The sequence below is a fragment of the Streptomyces sp. NPDC059828 genome (assembly GCF_042731955.1).
Classification (GTDB): Bacteria; Actinomycetota; Actinomycetes; order Streptomycetales; family Streptomycetaceae; genus Streptomyces.
On sequence record NZ_JBHWIW010000068.1, the window covers coordinates 1 to 20,821 of the forward strand.

The following is a 20,821-nucleotide window of genomic DNA, read 5'->3' on the forward strand; positions in this document are numbered from 1 at the left end:
GGGTCGAACGTCGCCCGCCGCGGCACTGGTTCGGCCGAGCGAGGCGTCAAGAGGCCACGGCCGCGTCTGTCCCCAGCCGGGTCTCCACGAACCGGGCGACGTCCGCGACGGTACGGAAGTTGGCGATGTCCAGGTCGTCGCCCTGCACGGCTATGCCGTAGGTACGCTCCACCCACATCACCAGCTGCACCGCGAACAGCGAGTTGATCCGCCCTGCGGCGAACATGTCCTCGTCCTCCGCGAAGCGCTGCCCGCCCGCGTGCTGGGCGACGAACTCGTGGACTTCTTCAAGGTATTCACTCATGAGGAGACTCCCGTCGTGCTGCCGGTCGTGGCCGGCTCGTAGGAATAGAAACCGTGGCCGCTCTTGCGGCCCAGCCGACCGGCCGCCACGAGCTTGCGCAGCAGCGGGGCCGGACGGAACTTGGGGTCGTCGAAGTTGTCGAGCAGGACGTCCAGTGAGTAGAGGACCGTGTCGAGACCGATCAGGTCGGCGGTCTCCAGCGGCCCCATCTGGTGGCCCAGGCACTGGCGGAACAGCCGGTCGATGTCGGGGGCCGTGGAGACCCCTTCGGAGAGGAGGAAGATGGCCTCGTTGACGGTGATCATCGCCACGCGGTTGGTGACGAAGCCGGAGGAGTCCTCGACCACGACGCTGTCCTTGCCGATCCGGCTGAACAGCCCCGTGGTCAGGTCGACGGTCTCGGGCGTGGTGTGGAAGCCGCGGATGACCTCCACCAGCGGCTTGAGCGGCACCGGGTTCATGAAGTGGGTGCCGATCACCTGCTCCGCCCGTGAGGTCACCGATGCCATCTTGGTGATGGGGATGGCCGAGGTGTTGACCCCGAACACGCAGTGCTGCGGGCAGATCCGGTCGATCTCGCGGTAGAGGGCCTCCTTGATGTCCCAGTTCTCCGTGACGTTCTCCACCACGAAGTCCACGTCGGACAGACCGTCGAGCTCGGTGGTGAAGGTGATCGCGTCGAGAACGGTCTTCGGCGAGGCCGCTGCCTGGGTGCGGTCGATCATCGTGTAGAGGCGGACGTTGGCCTCGATGGTGTTGCGGGCGCGGTCGAGCGCCTCGGTGGTGGTGTCCACGAGCACCACGGGCAGGCCCGCCGCGGCGAAGGCATGGGACACCCCGATGCCCATCGTGCCGGCGCCGAGGACACCGACGCGCTGGATCGTACTGGTTTCGGTCATCGCGATTCCTTGGAAGCGGAGAGCTGGTGAACGAAGGGTGGGCACTGGTCACGCAGCAGGGCCGGCCAGTCGGCCACGTCCCACCCGTACTGCCGGAGCACCGCGTAGGCGAGCCGTTCCAGGCCGAAGCCCACGCAGGCGGAGCAGACGATCTCGCCGTCCTGGCCGCGGATGTCGAATGCCTCGCCGAAGTGCCGTTCGTGCAGGTTGAAGGAGGCGACGGCGATGGTGTCGCCGTCGGGCTCGATTTCCAGGTGGAGTTCGTGCTTGAGCTCCAGAAGCCGCTGCGAGGAGACCCGGGCCGCGCCGTCGGCGCCCGCGAAGAACGGGTCGCTGGCCACCTCGCACCGGCCGAACAGGTCGAGTTCCTCGATGAGTGCGACGGCGCGCTGGCGGAAACGCTCCCGGGACTGGCGGACGAAGTCCGTCGGGCCCATGAACACGATCTCCCGGATGGTGAAGTCGCTGAGCCTCTCCAGGGTCGCGTGGTAGCGCGACTCGTGGCGGAAGGAGCCGCCGCGTGCGGTGACCACCATCGCCTCGTCGGGGATGGCCGTCCCGGCCCACTGGTTGAACGTGTGGTAGCACATGGTCGGCGGCAGCACCCGCTCCACCGGGCCGCAGCGGTGCAGGATGTGCTCCCCGATGGTGCCGTGCCGCTGCGTGTCCCCGATGAATTCCTGGTACGTGTCCACTTCGCCCTGCAGCCTGGCGGCGAACATCAGGTGCTGCGGGAACGAGGACAGATAGCCGCTGCGGTGGAGCGCGCTGACCGGCAGCGTCGTGGGGTAGCGGTACTCGACTCCGCCGAACTCGTCCAGCACGATGTCGCGCACCAGCCGGTCCAGTGCGTCGACGGCGGTGAGCGCGGGATGACCCAGGGCCACCTGGCCGGGCCCGACCTCGTGGACCACCCCGTCGGCGCGCATGGCCTCGAAGGAGGTGTCCTTGCGCGCCCGGCGGCTGGACGACGAGCGCCACAGCACCTTGGGCGGTGACGAGAGCTGCGGGCGGACCTCGGTGGCGATGACCGCCTTGAGCTTGCGGCCGAGTTCCTCGACGTCGGCCTCGGACACGGTCTCCACACCGACCGCCACCACTGCGGCGCCGTCGTCGGACATCTTGAGCTCGAAGCCGGTGATCGACTCGGAGACGAAGTACACCCGGCGCCGCAGTTCGTCGACATGCGCTCCGGAGAGCGGTTCGTCGAGCGCCAGTTGGTATCGGTACATCGGTTCCTCTCAGGCCGGGCCGGACAGGCCCAGCAGTCCGGAGATGATCGAGCGCTGGATCTGGGAGGTGCCGCCGTAGATGGTCCCGGCCAGCACGTCGCGTACCTCCCGCTCCACGCCCAGGTCCTCGGTGTAGCCGCGGGCGCCGTGGAGCTGCATGGTCTCCAGTGCGCTGGCCTTGAGGCTTTCGCTGACGTACAGCTTCAGCATCGTCACCTCGTTGAGCGCGAGCCGCCCCTGGGTGCGCAGCCAGCCCACCTTGTAGAGCAGGAGCTGGGACAGCTCCAGGCGCACCCGCATGTCGGCAATGGTGTGGGAGACGGCCTGGAAGTCCCCGATGGGGCGCCCGAACTGCCGCCGGGTGGAGGCATGGCGGACGCATCGGTCGACGAGCCGGGCCAGCAGACCCACCTGGCTGGCGACCATGAAGCCGCGCTCCCACTCCATGGTCCGGGTGAACGCCGCGTATCCCCCGCCCTCGCTGCCCAGCAGGTGGCCGGCCGGGACCGCGCAGTCGGTGAAGGTGACCTCGCCCATCGGGGTGCCGCGCAGCCCCGCCTTGGGGATCTCCCGGACGGTCAGGCCGGGGGTGTCGGCCGGCACGATGAAGGCGGACAGGGCCTGCTGGGGGGCGGCGGTCTCACTGGTGCGGGCGAAGACGATGAACAGGTCGGCCACGGGGGCGTTGCTGATGAACATCTTCGTGCCGTTGAGGACGTACCGCTCGCCGTCCCGGACCGCGGTGGTGCGCAGCGACAGCATGTCCGAGCCGGTCTCCTCCTCGGTCAGCGCGTGCGCGCCGATCAGGGAACCGTCGCAGAGTGCGGGGAGCCAGCGCTTGCACTGCTCGGGGGTGCCGTGGTCGAGGAGGTACACGGCGCACGCGAAGAGATGGTTGTTGACCGCGAAGACCAGACCGTTGTCCGCACAGCCCTGGCCGAGTGCCTCGAAGGCCATGATGGTGGTGAGGGGGTCGAGTCCTGCGCCGCCGTACTCGGCGGGGATCGGCCAGCCCAGGACGCCGAAGTCGGCGCACGCCTTCCAGCCGTCGCGGTCGAAGAGCCGCTCCCGGTCGAGGCGGGCGACGTCGGCGCCGAGGTGCTGCTGGGCGAAGCGCCGGACGCGGTTGCGCAGGGCCGCCTGTTCGGGGGTGGGCGCGAAGTGCATGGTCGGTGCCGTCATCGTGACCGCTCCTGAGGTGTCTCGGTGGTGTGGTGGGTCACGGCCTGTTCACGCGCCTGGTCCCGCAGCTCGCCGCCGTAGTCGATCAGCCCGCCCTTCGAGGCGTACCGGCGCGGTGCGCCGCCTGTGCGCCGGATCAGCGTGACGCTGTTCTGGACGAGCTTGTGCGGCTCCAGCAGGTTCATGACCTCGAGCTCGCCGGGGCGTGAGCGCACCATCCGGTCGAGATAGCGCAGGATGGCCTCGCCCTCCGGATAGGTCATCAGGTAGTGCAGGGCGATCAGGCCGCCGTCCGGGTTGATCAGATCCAGGAAGTGGTCAAGGAAGAACAGGCACTCCCAGGCGTCCACCCAGGCGAAGTCGATCGGGGTGAAGTCCTCGGGCAGTAGTGCCCTGCACTCCTGGAGCGGTGCGTTGACGATGGTGACCCGGTCGGTGAGCCCGAGCTCGTCGAGGACCTCCTTGACCCGGCCCGCGGAGGAGTCGGCGATCGACAGATCGTCCACCGCGACCAGCCGGGGCCGGTAGGGCTCCAGGTACTGAGCCGGTACCGCCAGCGGTGGTTCGGCGTTGAGCCAGGTCTCGTCGAGTTCGGCGCCGCCGTCCAGGTACGGGCGGGTCTTGGCGGCCAGTGCCGCCGACTCCTCCTCGAACAGGGCCTCGGACTCGGCCAGGGCGGCTGCCAGGAAGGGCGTGGTGTAGCCCATCCCCACCTCGAGTACCCGGCGGGGCCTGGTCATCCTGACGAGGTTGGCCAGCAGTGGGGCCACCACCTCGGTCCCCATGCCCGGGACCCGCAGCCGGGAGACGGCGGTGTCGAATGCGTCAGGTGTACGGCGGTGGGTGCCGTCGGTCATGAGAGGTCTCCTCGGTTCGCCGGCGGTACGAGCCGGCTCCGTACGAACATCAGGGGCGCCCGGTCGGACAGGGCGCCGAAAGCGCGTACGCCGGCGATCACCACGGTGTGGTCCCCGGCTTGGTGGGCCTGCTCCACGGCGCAGTCGAAATAGCCGACCCCTTCCGCGAACACGGGCGCGCCGGAGTGGGGTGCGGGCCGCCAGTCATCGCCCATGGCCTCGATGCCCAGTGCGCGGGTGGGGTCCGCCAACCGCTGCGCGGCGTCCCGCTGTTCGGCGGACAGCACGGTCACCGCGAAGGCACCGGTCGCCGTCACCCGGGCACACGTGCGGCCTGCGGTGCTCAGCGAGACGAGGACCAGCAGCGGGTCCGTGGACACGGTGGTGAAGGAGTTCACCAGCGTTGCGTGCGGTTGTCCGTCGATCACGGTGCTGAGCAGGGTGACGCCGGTGGGGAGGCGCCCCGCCACCTGGCGGAAGCCCGCCTCGTCCTGGACCGGGGCGGTCGCCGGGACCCGGGCGGTCATCGGGCCAGCTCCCGCAGACGGCCCAGATGCTCCAGGCCGGCCAGCACGGTCTCGGCGGGCAGCCCGAAGTCGATCAGACAGGCCACTTCATCGATACCGCACTCCCGCAGCCGTGCGATCACCCGCAGCGCCTTGTCGGGAGTGCCGAGCAGTCCGCCGTGGTCGAAGTAGCGGTCGAAGGCGCGTTGGACGATGAACTCGACATCGTCGGGACGCAGCGCTGCGGGGTCGATGCGGCGGTTGCCGTCCAGACCGGAGCCGACCAGAAGACCGAGGGAGCTGCGCAGGTAGTCGCTGAGCGGCTCCCGCACGGTGCTTCGGACCTCGTCCTCCTCCGTCCCCAGATAGGTGTGGATCATCAGCGCGACATGGCCCGGCCGGCCGGTGGCCTGCTTGTGCGCGGTCTGGTATTCCGCGACCTTGAAGGCGAGTTCGTCCAGGTCCTGTCCCAGCAGATGGGTGAGGATCCCGGTTCCGGCCCGGCCGGCCCGGCGGAAGGTCTCCGCCCCTCCCGCGCTCGTGATCCATACCGGCAGTTCCGGTTGCACCGGCGGCGGGTAGATGCGCACCCGCTGCTCGGTGCCGGTGCCGTCCAGGACGGTCATCTCCTCCCCGCGCCACAGTCGGCGGACCTGGTCGATCTGGTCCGGCAGCGCCTCCCTCCGGTCGGCGTAGGCCTCGGGCCTGAACGCGAAGTCGACCGCGTGCCAGCCGGAGGCGAAGGAGACCCCGACCCGGCCGTTGGAGAGGTTGTCCACGACGGACCACTCCTCCGCGATACGCAGGGGATGGTGCAGTGGCGCGACCACACTGCCCGCGCGGATCGCCACGCGTTCCGTGACGGCCGCGACGGCGGCCCCGGTCACGGCCGGGTTCGGGTAGAGACCGCCGAAGGGGTGGAAGTGCCGTTCGGGCGTCCACACGGCCGCGAAGTCGTGCTGATCCGCGAAGCGCGCGCCCTCCAGCAGCACCCGGTAGCGGTCGCCGTCATTCTCGAGACTGTCGTTGGCGAAGTAGAACAGACTGAAATCCATGGGGCTCATGTCTCCGTTGAGAGTGCGGCCGGAGCCAGTCGGCGCGAGTTCTGGGCCCATCGCGCGGCCACGGGTGCGAGGAGTCCGGCGGCGGCGAGTGCCGCGCCGAGCAGCAGCCAGCCGGTCTGGCCCATACCGACGACGAGTGCGGTGACCAGGGCCGGCGTGACCATCGTGCCGAGCTGGGTGGACATGCCGAACAGGCCCTGGTACTGGCCCTGGGCGTGCTCCGGGGCCAGACCGAAGGACAGCGACCAGGAGCCCGTGCTCCACATCATTTCGCCGAGCACGTGGAGGGCCGCTCCGGCGACCAGGATGACCACGGCCAGCCAGGCGGGCCGGCCCGTGGCCAGCGCGAACACCGCGCAGCAGGCGGCCAGCAGCAGCCCGGAGCGCCGCAGCGCCCGCGCACCACCGGCTACGGTGTCGCCGCCCTTGCTCGCCCACACCTGGAGCAGCACCACCGTCACCGAGTTGAGCAGGATCAGGCCCGAGTACGTGGACGCCGGCGCGTCGGTGTGCTGGGAGATCCACAGCGGCAGTCCGACATTGAGGATGACCGTGTTCATCGTCAGGACCGCGTTGAGGACCGAGACGGTGGCATAGGGGAGGTCCCGCAGCACGATCCAGACCGGCCCGTCCTTCTCCTTGGGCTGCGGTGCCACGTGAGGCAGCCGGAAGTAGGCCAGCCCGGCAGCGAAGACCAGCAGGCCTCCGGCGACCAGCACGCCCCGGTATCCGGCCGCGTCGTCGAAGTGCAGTGCCACACCGCCTGCCAGCGCGCCGAGCGAGAGTCCCAGGTTGCTCACCGAGCGCAGATAGGACCATGCCTTGACCCGGCCGTCCGGGGGGACGATCCCGGCGATCAGCGAACCTCGTGCCGCGTCGGTGGCCGACTCCGTGACCAGCACCAGGCAGGCGGCGACCACCAGCAGCGGAAAGCTCTCCACGAACGCGTAGCAGGTCAGGAACGCGCCCTGAAGGCACATGAACACGATGGTGGTGGCGCGTGGGCCCAGCACGTCGGCCATGTGACCCGCCGGGACGCTGGCCAGCATCCCCAGCACGCCTCCGATGGTGAGGGCCAGGGCGACCTCGCTCGCGGACAGTTCCACGGAGCGGGTGAAGTACAGCACGGTGACGGCGAGCATGATGCCGTTGCCGACCGTCTTCGCCAGATTGCTCATACACAGCAGCCGGACGGGACCCGGGGGCGGGACCAGCTCACTGAGATACGACATCGGCGGTCTCCTTCACGAGTGCGGTCAGCGCCTTGCGGTCCGCCTTGCCGTTGGCGTTCAGCGGCATCGACTCCAGGTGCACGAACCGGCGCGGCACCATGTGGATCGGGAGCACGTCCCGCAGGTGCCTGATCAACCGCATGCGGGGAACGGGGTCGCCGGTGTGACAGCCGACCAGCTCGGTCTCCTCGCCCTCGCGCACGGCGACCACCACGGCCTGTCCGACCTCGGGGTGGCGGCGCAGCGCGGCCTCGATCTCCCCCAGCTCGACCCGGTATCCGCGGATCTTCACCTGCTCGTCGAGGCGCCCCCGGTGGACGAGTTGTCCTTCCTCGCGGCCGACGCGGTCGCCAGTGCGGTAGTAGCGGTCGGCCTCGGGCGGGCCGGCTGCGTCGTGGTCCGTGAAGCGGCCCGCGTTGTCCCGCTCGTCCAGGTAGCCGTCGAATCGCTGGGCCCCGCGCACACACAACTCGCCGGACTCGGTGATCAGATGGTCGAGACCGGGGTACGGCTCCCCGATCGGCACCGTGTCGTTGGACGTGCGCGGCCAGTCCTCCGGGTCGGCGGGGACACGGAACGCCGTGCAGGCGAGGGTGAGTTCGGTCGGTCCGTAGATGTTGTCGATCACCGAGCCGGGCGCCACCGCACGCCAGGTGCGGGCCTGGCCGTAGGTGAACTGCTCCCCGCAGAACACGCTGTACCGGAGCTCGCGCACCTGCCCGGCCGGGAGCCGGCCGAGTTCGGCACTGACCGACACCACCGACGGCACGGAGAACCAGTGCGTGAGCCTCCGTTCGGTGAGGTAGCCGACCGGGCTGAGGAGTTCGGTCGGCTCCGGCACGACCAGGGTGGCGCCGCCACCCCAGGTGACGAACAGATCGAACACCGAGAGGTCGAAGGTCAGGTCGAAGGTGTGCGACATGCGGCAACCGGGACCCACCTCGTACCGGTTGATGTTGTACGCGAGGAAGGGCGCCACGTTCCGGTGCCGGATCGGCACGCCCTTGGGGCGCCCCGTCGAGCCCGAGGTGAACAGCAGGTACGCGACCCGGTCGGGCTCGGCCGTGTACGCGGGCAGCCGGCCGGTCGGCCTCGCGTCGAGCACCTCGTCGGCGGACAGCTCGAGCAGTGGCCACGGCGGTGTGCCCGGCCCCTGCCGTACGGCGCTGTCGGCCACCACCAGATCCACCGCGGCGAGGGTGCAGATGTCCTGGTTGCGGGTGTGCGGATACCCGGGGTTGAGCGGCACCACGCAAGCGCCGAGGCGCTGCGCGGCGAGATATCCGGCGAAGGCGACCGCGCTGCGCGAGGCCAGCAGCCCGACCCGTTCGACGGGTCCGCCCGAGGTTGAGGCGATGCGCTCGGCCGTGGCCTCCGCCGCGCGCAGCAGGGCGGCATAGGTCAGGGCCTGGCCGGGCAATTCGACGGCCACGTGGTCCGGGTACCGTTCGGCGCTGTCGGCGAACCATTCGTACAGAGTGCGGTTCATATCTCCCACAGCGTCACCGCCCAGGCCGCGACGGGGCTGTTGTTGAGCACCAGCACGAAGTCGCCTTCGCTCAGCTCCCCGCTGCCCACCAGCCGGTCAAGGTTCACCACGACGTCCATGGCGCCGAGGTGCCCGTAGCGGGCGAGGTGCTCCCGGCAGACCGGGTGGATGGGCAGGTCCAGGAGGTCCGCGTAGAAGTCGAAGGCGCTCGCGGTGACGTTCTGCATCAGGGTGGCGGCGACCCGGCCCCGGTCGATCCCCGCGTCGGCCAGGACCTCCTCGACCAGACGGCCAAGGCGCAGCCGGCTCTGCATGGCGAGCTGGAACCGGTACCGGGAGGGTGCCTGGCACTCCTCGCGCCACTCGTACCAGGGTGTCTGCTTGTAGTCGACGCGGAACAGGTCGTGGAAGGAGCCGTCCGTCTCCTGCCGGTGCCCGCGGAGCACGGGCCGCCCGCCGCGGACCATGGTCATCGCGAACGCGCCGTCACCGACCACCGTGACCGGGAAACGGATCCGATCGGCACCCGTGGGCCTGCTGGCATGAGTGATCAGCACACTCTGGCGGCTCGGGTCCGCGAGCAGCAGGTCCCTCGCCAGCCCCCACGCCACACTCGATCCGGTGCAGCCCAGACCGTCCACGGTGAAGGTCAGCGGTGAGGTCACCTTGGCCTGCGACTGCACCCGGCACACGTCCGAACCGAGCAGGACGTCGGGTGCCCGTGCACCGACCATCAACAGCACGTCGGGGTCGCCGGGATGAGCCGCGAGCAGCTCCTGGCAGGCCCGCGCCGCCAACTCCCCCTGTTCCTCCGTGTCGGCCACACCTACGGTGTCCACTCCGCAGCCGCGGGCGAACTCGGCGTCCTCGTGTCCCAGCAGTGCGAACTCGGGCAGTTCGGTGACGGCCGTACGCCGGTCCGGCAGGAGGCAGTGGACCGCTCCGATGCCGATGCTCATCGCCGGCTCCCTTCCTCGGTCTGCTGGAACGGCGCGCTGTCGAGGACCTTGCCGAGCAGGGTGCCCACCGGACTCGTGCCGCGCGCCAGATAGTTGAGGCCCTTGAGCAGCAGCTCACCCGTGGGCGCCGGGCTGAGACCGTTCTCCCGCAGCCACGGCTGCCATGCGTCGGTCTGCATGTCGTCCTCGCCGAGCTGCTCGCCCTCCATGCCGTAGAGGGCCATGTTCGACAGCACATCGCTGCCGTCGCTCAGCGCCTCCTTGGCGACGAGGCCGCGCCACTCCTCGAGCTCGACCGCCTTGGTGGGCAGCCCGGCCGCCGGGAGCAGCTCGAACATGCCCTGCGGACTGATCAGTCGTTCATGCGCCAGGTGGTAGGCGCGACCCACCGAACCGGGCGTCCTGGACAGTTCCACGATGGCCCGGGCCACCAGGTCGACCGGTGCCACGGGCCAGGCCGCCGGGTCGACCGGGCGGGCACCGACCGCCAGACCACTGGCGAGGATGTGCCAGATGAGGTCCTTGTCGTTGCAGGCGCCGGTGTCCGTGGAGCCGAGGATCACGCCGGGCCGGAAGATCCGCACCCGCATGCCGTCGCGCTCGGCCCGTTCCAGCAGGCGCTCCGCGACCCACTTGCTGACGCCGTAGCCGCCCTGCTCCGGGTCGAGCGGCTGCTCCCGGGTCTCCAGGATCCGGCTGCCCTCCCCCATGGCATGGCCGGTGGCGGCGACCGTCGAGACGAGGCTGAAGTCCTGGATGCCGTTCTCCCGCGCCCAGTTGACCAGGTCGATCACCGGAAGCAGGTTGTCGTCCCTGAGCACCCGGTACGGCTCGGTGAACACCACACGGGCGCCGCAGTGCAGCACATGGCCGACCTGTGTGTTCAGCGTGCCCGCGTCGTGCCGGCGCAGGGCCTCGCCGACGGTCCTGAGATCGCCGGGGACCGGCCGCACCCGATCGGCGGGCGGCGCGGGCAGCCCGTAGCTCTCCGCGGCCTCCCGCAGCCGCCGCCAGGCGTGTTCCTCGTCCCGCGCCCGGACCAGGCAGTGGATCCGCTCACTCGTCCTGGACACCAGTTCACTCAGCAGGAACGCGCCGAGGAATCCGGTCGCGCCGGTCAGCAGGATGTCCCGGCCCTCGGTCTCGCGGTCGGCGAGAGGGCTCAGCGGCCGGTTGAGGTCCTCGTCGATCAGCGGGCCGTCTCCGTCGGCCACCCGGTAGCCCTCGTCCCCGTCGCCCAGATGACCGCGCACGATCTCCGCGATACGGCGCACCGTCGTACGGCTGCCGCCCGCCCGGTGCATGTTGAGCAGGACCCCGTACCGCTCCTGGATCTCCAGCGCCATGCGGACGTACAGCAGCGAGGTGCCGCCGAACGAACCGAAGTCGTCGTCCAGTCCGATGGTGTCCGTGCCGAACAGCTCCCGCCACAGGGTGAGCAGCCCTTCCTCCAGCGAGTCGGCCGACGCGTCCGGAGCGGTCTCCGCCCGTACAGAGGCGGCCGGTTCCACCGGTTCGGTGACCGGAGGCATCCGGTCCAGCGCCCAGTACCGCCGGCGCGTGAACGGGTACGTCGGCAGGGCGACCCGGCGTCCGCGGCCCTGGGCCGCGGCCTCCCAGTCCACCGGTACCCCGGCGGCCCACGCCGCGCTGAGCGCCGCGTCCACCGCGTCGGCCTCTGCGGACAGGACGTGGCGGTCCCCGCCCGGGCCTCCGCCGCCGATCTGGATCACGAACGCCCCGGCGGGCGTCTCCGCCCCCTCCCGCAGGACCGGAGTCCCCGCGGGCAGCGCGGCCTTGAGCACCGATGCGGTGTCCGAAGCCCCGGCGGCCTCGCTGAGCAGCAGCAGCGCGGCCCCGCGCCGCTGTTCGGCGCGTGTGGTCACCGCGAACGGCGGGCGCGGCAGCCGGAGCGCGGCGGCGAGCCTCTCGGGGGCGGCGGTCACCACGCGCCGCTCGGCGAAATGGTGCCTGCCCGTCCGCAGGGTGTGCGCCACGTCCGCGACGGCGGGCCGCTCCGCCTCGAGGTGGTCGGCCAGCTCGCGGGAGAGTGCGTCCAGCTCCTTCCTGGTACGGGCGGACAGCAGCAGCCGGACCTCCGGACGCTGTTCGGCCGGGGGCCGGACCGGCTCCGGCGGCGGGGCGAGCACGGCCGCCACGTTCGTACCACCGACGCCCATCGAGTTGACCAGTACGTGCCGGTCGGCGTCTTCGCAGACGCGCTGCCCGGTCTCGATGACGAACGGGCTGTCCGCGAGGATGCCCGGGTCACGCGGCCGTTCGAACATCGGCTGCGGCGGCAGCGAGCCGGTCCGGGCGATGTGCACCGCCTTGATGAAACCGGTGATTCCGGCGGCGGAGCCGGTGTGGCCGACATTGGCCTTCACCGAGCCCAGCCGGCAGTAGCCCACTTGGGAGGAGCCGGACCGCAGGCCGTCGGCCAGCCCCACCAGTTCGATGTGGTCCCCGAGCGCCGTGCCGGAGCCGTGTGCCTCGACATACCGCAGCAGGTCAGGGTCCACGTCGGCCACCCGCAGGGCGGTGGCCACCACGTCGGCGACCCCGCGGCGGGTGGGTGCCGTGAACCCGGGGCGCTCGGCGCCCTCGTTGCCCACCGCCGTGCCCCGTACCACGGCGAGCACCGGATCGCCGTCCGCGAGCGCGTCCTGGAGCCGTCGAAGCGCCACCACACCGACGCCCGAGCTGAACGCCGTCCCCGTGGATCCGGCGTCGAACGAACGGCAGTAGCCGTCTTCGGACGACAGCCCACCGGGCTGGTAGCGGTACCCGGTGACCGGCTCGGTCACCGTCGTGCCGCCCGCCAGCGCGATGTCGCACTCGCCCGACAGCAGGCTGAGCGTCGCGTAGTGCACCGCGTACAGCGACGAGGAGCACGCCGTCTGCACCCCGACGGCCGGACCACGCAGGCCGAGCTTGTACGCCACCCGCGACGGCATCAGGTCGCCCAGGCCGCCCAGGGTCAGGCCCAGGTCGTCCATGGCGGCCTTCAGCCCGTGCGTACGGGTCATCTCCGCGAGCAGCGCGGCCGAGTACAGGGTCGGGGCGCTCCCCGCGAACACCCCGACCACGGGTCCGTCGGCACTCGGGGGGTGTCCCGCTGCCTCCAGCGCCTCCCAGCAGGTCTCCAGGAAGATCCGGTGCTGCGGGTCGGTGGTCTCCGCCTCGGTGGGCGGTACGCCGAAGAACTCGGCGGCGAAGTCGGCGGCGCCGGGCAGCACCGCGGCGGTCCGCACGAACCCGGGGGCGCGCAGGGCCTGCTCCGGCACGCCGACCGCGTGCAGGTCCTCGTCGGTGAGATCACGCATCGACACCCGGCCGGAGTCGATGTTGTGCCAGAACTCCTGCGGCGTCGACGCGTCCGGATAACGGCAGCCGATCCCGACGACGGCAATGTCCGTACCGTCGCTCATCGGGCACGCCCCAGCAGCCTGCCGCGCTCCGTGGCGCCCCGCACCACCGGCTTGTGCTCCTCTTCGGGGGCGTCCAGCAGCGCCGCCTGGGCACGCACCGTCGCGTGTTCGAACAGGTCCGCCGCGCGCAGTTCCCTCGTCGTCAGCTCGTTGAGCTGCTCCCACAACAGCAGAAGCAGCAGCGAGTTCCCGCCGACTTCGAGGAAGTTCTCCTCCAGCGGTACCTCGTCCGGCTCGATACCCAGCGTCTCCGCCCAGGCATCGCGTACCTCGGTGAGTCGGTCGGCGTTCTCTATCACGTCACTTCTCCTTGATGACGGGCGCGTCAGGATCGGTCACCAGATCGGCCGCGCTCGCGGTGAGCGACGACAGCAGGTCGGCGACGGTGTCCGCGTCGAACAGCGCGGTCGCGTACTCGGCGTTCAGCTCCAGCCGGCCGCCGTCCACGACGGCCGTCAGCTCCAGCTCGTACTTGGTGTGAATGTGGTGCGGCTTCCGGCGGCGCACCGCGACACCGGGACCGAAGTCCGGTGTGCCGTCCGGGACGTCCACGGCCGCCAGGTAGACCGGCGTGACCGGCGGCCGGTCCAGCCCCCGGTCGGGGTGGAGCGCCGCCGCCAGCGCGTCGAAGGGCAGATCGGCCGCCCGGTAGGCGTCGGTACCGGCCCGCCGCAGCCTGCCGAGCAGTTGGCGCCAGCTGGGTCCGTCCCTCAGATCGGCCCTCAGCACCAATGTGTTGACGAACATGCCGACGGCAGCGTCGGCACCGGCCGTCTCCCGCCCCGCCCAGGGGAAGGTGAACAGGAAGTCCCGCTGCTCACCGCCCCGGGCCAGTGTGGCGGCGAGCAGGGCGGCGGCCCCCATGAAGGTGGTGCAGCCGAGCTCGTCGAGGACCGTGCGGAGGCGGCCGGTGAGATCCTCGCCAAGAGTCACGCGGCAGGAGCGTGCGGCGGTGGACTGCCGGTTGCCGCGGGGGCGGTCATGAGGCAGCGCCACATCGACGGGGGCGCCCGAGAGTTCGGCCAGGCGGGTCGCCAAGGCGCTGTCGTCGTCGGCGGGGGCCAGCAGCCTGGGGTGTACCGGGTCCGCCAGTACCGGTGCGCGATCCTCCAGCGCCGCCCGGTACACCTCGGCCGTCTGGAGGGTCAGCAGCCGGGCCGACCAGCCGTCCGCGACAGCGTGGTGGACGGCCAGGACGATCAGCGTGCGGTTCTCCCCCGCCGTGATGACATCGGCGCGGGCCGGGGCCTCGGTGGCCAGGTCGAAGGGGGTCCAGGCCAGCTCGTCGACATGGGCGGACAGCCGGTCGTCGGACCAGTGCGTCGCGTCGGTCTCGCGTACCTCCGGCGCGGAGCCGTCCGTCCGGTAGACGAACTTCCTGAGCTTGCGGTCGAGCGCGAAACGCGACCGCAGCGCCGGGTGGCGGCCCAGCACCTCCTCCAGCGCGCGGCGCAGCAGAGCGTGGTCCAGCGGTCCCTCGCACTCCAGCACCGTCGGCAGCACGTACGCGGCGCGCTGCTCGGCGATCCGGTCGAGGAAGAGGAACCGCTGCTGGACCGGGGTCGCCGGGTGGGGGCCAGGCTCGCCCGCCCTCGCCTCCGCCGGCTCGGGGGACCGCTCGGCTTCCGGAGCGCACAGCAGCCGGCCCAGACCGGCGACCGTGGGGTCCGCGAGGAACGCGCGGGCCGTCACCGCCACCCCGTACCGGCGCTGGGCCTCGGTCAGCATGCTGACCGCGAGCAACGAATGCCCGCCCATGCTGAAGAAGTCGGACGCCGGCCCGGGTTCGGCTTCCCCGGTCCGCAGTCGCCCTGCCTGGGCGAGGACGGTGGTGAACAGGCTGACGGCCCGGCGCATCGCGATCTCGGGCACCTCGGCCGGGTCGGTCGCGGTCCGTGCAGCCCCCGACGGCGGCTCGCCGAGCGCGGCCACCCGGGGTTCGATGCCTCCCAGGCCCTCCACCAGCTCGCGAACCGTCCGGTCGGGGGCGGCCACGACCGCGGTGAGCAGCTCCCGGAAATCCTGTGCGAGTCCCTCCGCGACATCGCGGGGGTAGGTGTCCGTGGCGTACTCCAGCGCGCCCCTGAGCCCGTCCGGTGTCTCCTCCAGGAGCATCAGGACGTCGAACTTCGCCTTTCCGGTGGGCAGCTCGACCGGCCTGCGCCACAGCGCCCGGGCCGTGTCGCCGGACTGCGGCATGTTCTGCAGGGTGAACCCCACGTCGACCAGTGCGCTGCGCCCTTCCTGCCTGGCCTCGGTGACGGCGGCGGTCAGCTGGTTGAAGGGCAGCCTCTGGTGGCTGAGGGAGCGGAACGCCTCTCCGCGCACCTGGCGGCACAGCAGGGAGAAGCCGTCCTCCGGCTCGATCCAGCAGCGCAGCGGCACGGTGTTGACGAAGAACCCGGAGAGCTCCTCCAGGGAGGGATGGGGGCGGTTCGCGGTGAGTGTGCCGACGAGGAACCCGGTGCGTCCCGACCAGCGCAGGAGCACTGCCTGAAAGGCGGCCAGCGCGACGACGTACGGGGTCGCCCTCAGGGTCCGTGCCAGGGCGCAGACATCCGCCCAGGTCTCCTGCGGCACCTGGAAGTCGATCTGTTCACCGGGCGCCGACCCGATGGGCTCGCCCCCGGTCAGGCGGCCCGCCAAAGGCAGCCGTGCCGGGGACCTGACCAGCTCCCGTGCCCGTTCCGCGAGCTGCTCCCGCAGCTCCGGGTCGTCTCCCTGGCCCCGGTCCCAGACGGCGAAGTCGGTGTACTGAAGGGGGAGTTCGTCCAGTGCTGGTTTGTCCCCTGCGCACGCCTGACGGTAGGCGTCCGCGAGGTCGTCGAAGACGGGAGCCAGCGACCATCCGTCGACAGCGATGTGGTGAATGGTCAGGAGCATCGCGTCGCCGTCCGGGAGACCGCGCCAGACCACACAGCGCAGCAGCGGGCCCTCGGCCAGATCGAAGGGCTCGCGTGCCCTTCGGGCCGCGTCCTCGCGGGCTCGTTCGGCGGCGTGCGGGACCCCGTTGAGATCGACGACCTCGACCGGAACGGGCCAAGGCTCGCCCACGTACTGCACCGGTACGCCCTCACGCGTGCCATAGGTGGTGCGCAGGATCTCGTGGCGCGCCACGACTGCGGTCAGGGCGGCCTCGAGCGCGTCCGGGTCGACTGGCTCGTGCCACCGGGTGAACAAAGGGACGTTGTAGGTCGGTGCCCCCGGCATGGAGGCGTCGATGAACCAGAGCCGCTCCTGGGCGTAGGACAGGGGCGCACTGCGTGCCCCGAGCCTGCGCGGAACAGGCGGACATGACTTATCCAACGTTTTCCCTCCACGACGGGCAGGGTGAAACCGGACTGGTGGAATAGAGAACAGGCGAACAGAGGCCAGGCCTGAGAGAGCCCGGTACGTAAGGGGGCACCGGGCGTCCCCGCGGTGGGGGGCGCACCGGATCGGGCATCCGCGCGCGCTTCTGCGCTTCGGCGGTCACACGGTGGAGGGGCGGAGCCGCTGAGCCCGCCCCGGCTCACTCGGCGGCGGCGCGCACCTTGCCGACCAGGTCGGCCAGGGAGTCCGCCAGGAGGATGTCCGCGGGCTCGAGCCGCAGCGGCACCTGCTTCTGGATACGGGAGGCGAGCTGGGTGGCGAGGATGGAGTTGCCGCCCATGTCGATGAAGTTGTCACCCGGGGACACGGTGGCCGCCCCGAGGACGTCCTGCCACAGCTTCTGGACGGTCCGTGCGATCTCGTCGTCCGGCAGCAGCACGTCCGGGGCTCCGGCTTCGGTGCCTCCGGTCTGCCGGGCGAGCAGCTCCGCGATCCGGGCGCGGTCCGCCTTGCCCGTGGCACCGATGGGCAGCTCGGACAGGACGAGCCACCGCAGCGGAACCATGTAGGGAGGGAGCCGCTCGCCCAGTCGGGCGGTGAGCGCGCCGGGGAGGTCGCCGTCGGGCACCGAGGAGCGGGAGTCGGGAAGGACGCACCCGACCAGCTCGGCCGCCGTCCCCTCGCCTATCTTCTCGATGAACGCCGCGTCCGCGAGACCGGTCGCGACGGCGGCCTGCTCGATCTCCTCCAGCTCGATGCGGAATCCGCGCAGCTTCACCTGCCGGTCACGTCGGCCCAGCATCTCCAGAGCCCCGTCGGGCAGCAACCGTACGAGGTCGCCGGTGCGGTAGACGAGGTCGCCGGTGCGGGGTTCGGTCACGAACCGGTCGGCGGTGAGGTCCGGGCGGCCCAGGTAGCCGAGGGCGACTCCCGGTCCTCCGAGGCAGAGTTCGCCCGGCTCTCCCGGCGGGACCTCGGCCAGGTCGTCGCCCAGGACATGGGCGGTGGTCTGCTGGAGCGGGTATCCGATCGGCACCCGCTCACGGCCGGCGAGGCTCTCGGGGGTGCACTCGAAGTACGTGGCGAAGGCGGTCGCCTCCGTCGGTCCGTATCCGTTGACCAACCGCGCGGGAGGCTCGGCCGCGAGAACCCGCAGGCTGGCGGAGAGATCCAACTGCTCGCCGCCGACGACGAGGTTGCGAAGTGTGGCGAACGCCCCGGGCTGCTCCCAGGCGACCGTGTGGAACAGGGACGTGGTCAGGAACATGGTGGCGATGCGCTCGTCGCGCACCAGCGCGATCCAGTCCTCCATCGTGAGGTCCGTGACCGTGGGGAACGGTACGACCGTGCCCCCCGAGGTCAGCGTGGACCAGATCTCGCAGGTGGTGACGTCGAAAGCCGGGTTGCAGGTGTTGGCGACCCGCTCACCGGGCTCGATGACGCAGTAGTTGGGTCCGGTCACCAGACGGATCACCGCACGGTGCGGGATGACGACGCCCTTGGGGCGCCCTGTCGACCCGGAGGTGTAGGTGACATACACCGGGTCTTCTCCACCGGCCTCGTACAGGGCCTGCCCGTCCGCCGCGGCCTCGGCCGTGAGCGTGCGCAGCCCCGACGGCATCCGGTCCGGCTCGGTGTCCTGCGCGATCACGGCCGCTGCCGCGGCGGACTCGGCGAGGATGCCGGCCACACGCTCACGCGGCGCCTGCGCGTCGAGGGGCAGGTAGGCGGCTCCCGCCCGGACGATGCCGAGGAAGGCCACGACGAGCTCGGTGGACCGGCGCAGATCGACGGCGACCAGGTCGCCCTTGCCGATCCCCATACCGGCCAGCGCCCCGGCGAGCCCGCCGGCCCTGTGCCACAACTCCGCGTATGTGAGTGACTTCCCTGTGACCGGGTCGTGCACCGCGAGGGAGTCGGGCCGGCGTCGGACCCACTCCTCCACTAGCCGATGCACCCCGGGAGCCCCCGTCTGAACGCGGGCAGGACTGTCTACAGCACCTAACTGGTCACGCAATTTCAACTTCCCCCGTTTCGAACAATGGCTACGCGGCTCGGTCGTCGACTTCGCCGCATGGCTGTCCCCGAGGCTCGCACCGCCCCGAGATCTTGTCAACGCTCGTCAAGCACACGAAAGTCAATTGGCGGACGCTCACATCCTCCTCGCGCACGCCACCTGCGGAAACTCGAGAACACCTTGACCGAAAATCGACGCCAGGAGGCACAACTCGCCTTCCACAGAGGCCACTTGCGCTTGCCCCCGCCCAAGGACTGAGGCAGTCTGAAATTGCCACCCGGATCCGGGAGCGGCAGCTCGGCGTGTTTCCGGAATGGTCACTTCAGCGTCGCCGAGCACGTAGTGAATTGACCATTCCGGAAGTTCACTCTTCACCTTTTCGAAAATCACACGTCCCAGGACGGCTCCGTGGAGTGACCGTCGGGACAGTGGAACAGCGAAACCCGAGGAGGGCCGCAACGGACCGTGACACGTGGGTGATTGACCGCACACCACAGGCTCGTGACACTCTCCCCATGAGCAGACGCACTCAGGCGCAGCGGGACGCGATCACCGTCGAGATCGGGTACGCGCTGTTCAGTGCCGCCTTCGCGGCGGCGCTGGTGGGCGGGGCCGTCATGGGACCCGCGTTCGCGCTGGATCTGCCGCGCTCCGCGGCACGCGCCTTCCGGATCGCAGGTCTCGTGCTGGGGGCCGTGGTGTTCACGGCCCGCATCGTGCACGTGCTGTGGCGCTTTCCCCGTGGACGCGACGGTGCTCAGGCAAACCGCCCCGAGGGGACGGGTCCCGAGCGCCCGTAGGCCCCCGGGCCGGTCAGGCTCCCCGGGGCACTGTGTTCGGGACAGTTCCTGGCTGTTCCCGGCTGTTCCGGATCAATGTCAGGGGCTGACGACCGCTCCGTCGGAGTCGGGATCCCCGGCCGCGCCGCCCGTCTCCCCACCGGCCCGGCCGTCGGGCCCCGCATCAGTCGGCTGGACCCGGTCCAGCGCCTCCAGCGCGCGCCGGACCATCGCCCGGGAACGCACGATGCCGGCGAGCGAGGTCGATCCACGGGTGATGTCGGCGAACGCCTTCCAGACGGGGCGGAAGCCACTGAGGGTCGCGTGCAGCAGGCCGGGGCGGCGCTCGAAGATGGTGAGCAGCCGCCGCCCGACCGCCATCTCCACGCCCAGTCCCGCCTTGATGGCGAAGGCGTAGTTCAGCGCCTGGCGCCTCGCATCCACCCCGTCGTTCGCCTCGGCGATGCGTACGGCCCACTCCCCCGCGAGCCGGCCCGAGCGCAGTGCGAACGAGATGCCCTCCCGGGTCCAGGGCTCCAGCAGACCGGCCGCGTCACCGCACACCAGCACCCGCCCACGCGACAGCGGAGAGTCCTCGGCGCGGCAGCGGGTGAGATGGCCGGACGATACGGCGGGCTCGAAGCCGGACAGACCGAGCCGGGCGATGAAGTCCTCCAGGTAACGCTTGGTGGCCGCCCCGTCGCCGCGGGCCGAGATCACTCCCACCGTCAGCGTCTCGCCCTTGGGGAACACCCAGCCGTAACTCCCGGGCATCGGGCCCCAGTCGATGAGCACCCGCCCCGCCCAGTCCTCCGCGACGGTCGCGGGCACCGGGATCTCGGCCTCCAGGCCGAGATCCACCTGCTCGAGTTTGACCCCGACGTGTGCCCCTATCCGGCTGGCACTGCCGTCCGCGCCGACGACGGCCCTCGCCAGCACCGTCTCCCCGTCGGCGAGCACGACCGCGACGGTGCGGCGGTCGGGTACGGCCGGACCGTGCTGCTCCACGCGGGAGACGGTGGCTCCGGTGCGCAGCTCCGCTCCGGCCTTCTGGGCCTGCTCGACCAGGCCGGCGTCGAATTCGGAGCGGTTGACGAGACCGAAGAGCATCCGGCGCGAGCGGCGGGTGCGGCTGAGCCTTCCGTTCAGCGAAAACGTGACGGCGTGCACACGGTCCTGGAGCGGCAGCTCGAAACCGGGGGGCAGAGCATCCCTGGACGGGCCGATGATGCCGCCGCCACACGTCTTGTAGCGGGGCAGCTCCGCCTTCTCCAGGAGGAGCACCCGTCGTCCGGCAACGGCGGCGGCGTACGCGGCCGATGCCCCGGCCGGTCCTGCCCCGACCACGACGACGTCCCACACCGGGACCTCCCGCTCCGGCTCACCCTGTCCGCTGACGGCGTCTGCGTTCTCGCTGCTCACGATGTGCTTCTGCTCCCGATCCGAACCTATGGCCCAAGCTCTCGACGGCATCCTACGGGCGCGGTCCGGCACCCCCGCTGTGGGAGGATCGGCCGTACCTTCGCAGTACACCCACCGAGGACAACGTCGCACCCGC

The 20,821-nt window shown here is 70.9% G+C and carries 16 protein-coding genes; 1 reads left to right on the top strand and 15 read right to left on the bottom strand.

The genetic code is table 11. The annotated features are described in order from the left end of the window. Positions 1–46 precede the first annotated feature (46 nt). From ACFV6V_RS28975 to ACFV6V_RS29040, 14 genes are all read right to left on the bottom strand, one after another. Entirely contained in the window at positions 47–304 is a 258-nt protein-coding gene (locus ACFV6V_RS28975; protein WP_385570739.1) for an acyl carrier protein, read from the bottom strand. Beyond that, complete coding sequence (locus ACFV6V_RS28980; RefSeq protein ID WP_385570741.1) at positions 301–1,203, bottom strand: 3-hydroxyacyl-CoA dehydrogenase family protein; 903 nt, start codon at positions 1,201–1,203, stop codon at positions 301–303. Before ACFV6V_RS28980 ends, ACFV6V_RS28975 begins: the two co-directional genes overlap by 4 nt. Further along, the gene (locus tag ACFV6V_RS28985) at positions 1,200–2,435 is read right to left on the bottom strand and encodes a hypothetical protein (RefSeq protein ID WP_385570742.1); all 1,236 of its coding nucleotides are present in this window, start codon (positions 2,433–2,435) and stop codon (positions 1,200–1,202) included. Before ACFV6V_RS28985 ends, ACFV6V_RS28980 begins: the two co-directional genes overlap by 4 nt. A gap of 9 nt (positions 2,436–2,444) precedes the next feature. Then, positions 2,445–3,617: an acyl-CoA dehydrogenase family protein gene (locus tag ACFV6V_RS28990; RefSeq protein ID WP_385570744.1), complete on the bottom strand. Its 1,173-nt coding sequence runs from the start codon at positions 3,615–3,617 to the stop codon at positions 2,445–2,447. Continuing rightward, a complete protein-coding gene (locus tag ACFV6V_RS28995) occupies positions 3,614–4,474 on the bottom strand; it encodes a hypothetical protein (protein ID WP_385570745.1) in 861 nt (286 codons plus the stop codon). Before ACFV6V_RS28995 ends, ACFV6V_RS28990 begins: the two co-directional genes overlap by 4 nt. Further along, a complete protein-coding gene (locus tag ACFV6V_RS29000; RefSeq protein ID WP_385570747.1) occupies positions 4,471–5,001 on the bottom strand; it encodes a flavin reductase family protein in 531 nt (176 codons plus the stop codon). Before ACFV6V_RS29000 ends, ACFV6V_RS28995 begins: the two co-directional genes overlap by 4 nt. Next, entirely contained in the window at positions 4,998–6,044 is a 1,047-nt protein-coding gene (locus tag ACFV6V_RS29005) for a MupA/Atu3671 family FMN-dependent luciferase-like monooxygenase (RefSeq protein WP_385570748.1), read from the bottom strand. Before ACFV6V_RS29005 ends, ACFV6V_RS29000 begins: the two co-directional genes overlap by 4 nt. Continuing rightward, positions 6,041–7,276 carry an MFS transporter gene (locus ACFV6V_RS29010; protein WP_385570749.1) on the bottom strand — a complete coding sequence of 412 codons (1,236 nt, stop codon included), beginning with the start codon at positions 7,274–7,276 and terminating at the stop codon, positions 6,041–6,043. The genes ACFV6V_RS29005 and ACFV6V_RS29010 overlap by 4 nt, the downstream gene beginning before the upstream one ends. Then, positions 7,260–8,765 carry an amino acid adenylation domain-containing protein gene (locus tag ACFV6V_RS29015; RefSeq protein ID WP_385570751.1) on the bottom strand — a complete coding sequence of 502 codons (1,506 nt, stop codon included), beginning with the start codon at positions 8,763–8,765 and terminating at the stop codon, positions 7,260–7,262. Before ACFV6V_RS29015 ends, ACFV6V_RS29010 begins: the two co-directional genes overlap by 17 nt. After that, positions 8,762–9,724 carry a 3-oxoacyl-[acyl-carrier-protein] synthase III C-terminal domain-containing protein gene (locus ACFV6V_RS29020; RefSeq protein ID WP_385570752.1) on the bottom strand — a complete coding sequence of 321 codons (963 nt, stop codon included), beginning with the start codon at positions 9,722–9,724 and terminating at the stop codon, positions 8,762–8,764. The genes ACFV6V_RS29015 and ACFV6V_RS29020 overlap by 4 nt, the downstream gene beginning before the upstream one ends. Beyond that, positions 9,721–13,155 (bottom strand): thioester reductase domain-containing protein, encoded by a 3,435-nt coding sequence (locus ACFV6V_RS29025; protein ID WP_385570753.1) that lies wholly within the window; start codon positions 13,153–13,155, stop codon positions 9,721–9,723. The genes ACFV6V_RS29020 and ACFV6V_RS29025 overlap by 4 nt, the downstream gene beginning before the upstream one ends. After that, positions 13,152–13,454 carry an acyl carrier protein gene (locus tag ACFV6V_RS29030; protein ID WP_361289450.1) on the bottom strand — a complete coding sequence of 101 codons (303 nt, stop codon included), beginning with the start codon at positions 13,452–13,454 and terminating at the stop codon, positions 13,152–13,154. Before ACFV6V_RS29030 ends, ACFV6V_RS29025 begins: the two co-directional genes overlap by 4 nt. A gap of 1 nt (position 13,455) precedes the next feature. Further along, entirely contained in the window at positions 13,456–16,461 is a 3,006-nt protein-coding gene (locus ACFV6V_RS29035) for a condensation domain-containing protein (protein WP_385570755.1), read from the bottom strand. A gap of 205 nt (positions 16,462–16,666) precedes the next feature. After that, positions 16,667–18,412, bottom strand: coding sequence for an amino acid adenylation domain-containing protein (locus ACFV6V_RS29040; RefSeq protein ID WP_385570756.1), 1,746 nt, complete (start codon positions 18,410–18,412; stop codon positions 16,667–16,669). Between the two features lie 587 nt (positions 18,413–18,999). Here ACFV6V_RS29040 and ACFV6V_RS29045 point away from each other — a divergent pair. Further along, positions 19,000–19,284, top strand: coding sequence for a DUF6332 family protein (locus ACFV6V_RS29045; RefSeq protein ID WP_385570758.1), 285 nt, complete (start codon positions 19,000–19,002; stop codon positions 19,282–19,284). A 78-nt stretch (positions 19,285–19,362) separates the two neighbouring features. On the opposite strand, the gene ACFV6V_RS29050 is transcribed toward ACFV6V_RS29045, so the two are convergent. Further along, on the bottom strand, positions 19,363–20,685 hold the full coding sequence (locus tag ACFV6V_RS29050) for a geranylgeranyl reductase family protein (protein WP_385570759.1): 1,323 nt from the start codon (positions 20,683–20,685) through the stop codon (positions 19,363–19,365). Positions 20,686–20,821: the final 136 nt, after the last annotated feature.

Excerpts from the sequence above, each read along its gene's own strand:
- ACFV6V_RS29000 (WP_385570747.1), bottom strand. The coding sequence starts at position 5,001 with ATGACCGCCCGGGTCCCGGCGACCGCCCCGGTCCAGGACGAGGCGGGC.
- ACFV6V_RS29015 (WP_385570751.1), bottom strand. The coding sequence starts at position 8,765 with ATGAACCGCACTCTGTACGAATGGTTCGCCGACAGCGCCGAACGGTAC.
- ACFV6V_RS29025 (WP_385570753.1), bottom strand. The coding sequence starts at position 13,155 with ATGAGCGACGGTACGGACATTGCCGTCGTCGGGATCGGCTGCCGTTAT.
- ACFV6V_RS29010 (WP_385570749.1), bottom strand. The coding sequence starts at position 7,276 with ATGTCGTATCTCAGTGAGCTGGTCCCGCCCCCGGGTCCCGTCCGGCTG.
- ACFV6V_RS28990 (WP_385570744.1), bottom strand. The coding sequence starts at position 3,617 with ATGACGGCACCGACCATGCACTTCGCGCCCACCCCCGAACAGGCGGCC.
- ACFV6V_RS28975 (WP_385570739.1), bottom strand. The coding sequence starts at position 304 with ATGAGTGAATACCTTGAAGAAGTCCACGAGTTCGTCGCCCAGCACGCG.
- ACFV6V_RS28995 (WP_385570745.1), bottom strand. The coding sequence starts at position 4,474 with ATGACCGACGGCACCCACCGCCGTACACCTGACGCATTCGACACCGCC.
- ACFV6V_RS29045 (WP_385570758.1), top strand. The coding sequence starts at position 19,000 with ATGAGCAGACGCACTCAGGCGCAGCGGGACGCGATCACCGTCGAGATC.
- ACFV6V_RS29020 (WP_385570752.1), bottom strand. The coding sequence starts at position 9,724 with ATGAGCATCGGCATCGGAGCGGTCCACTGCCTCCTGCCGGACCGGCGT.
- ACFV6V_RS28980 (WP_385570741.1), bottom strand. The coding sequence starts at position 1,203 with ATGACCGAAACCAGTACGATCCAGCGCGTCGGTGTCCTCGGCGCCGGC.
- ACFV6V_RS28985 (WP_385570742.1), bottom strand. The coding sequence starts at position 2,435 with ATGTACCGATACCAACTGGCGCTCGACGAACCGCTCTCCGGAGCGCAT.
- ACFV6V_RS29005 (WP_385570748.1), bottom strand. The coding sequence starts at position 6,044 with ATGAGCCCCATGGATTTCAGTCTGTTCTACTTCGCCAACGACAGTCTC.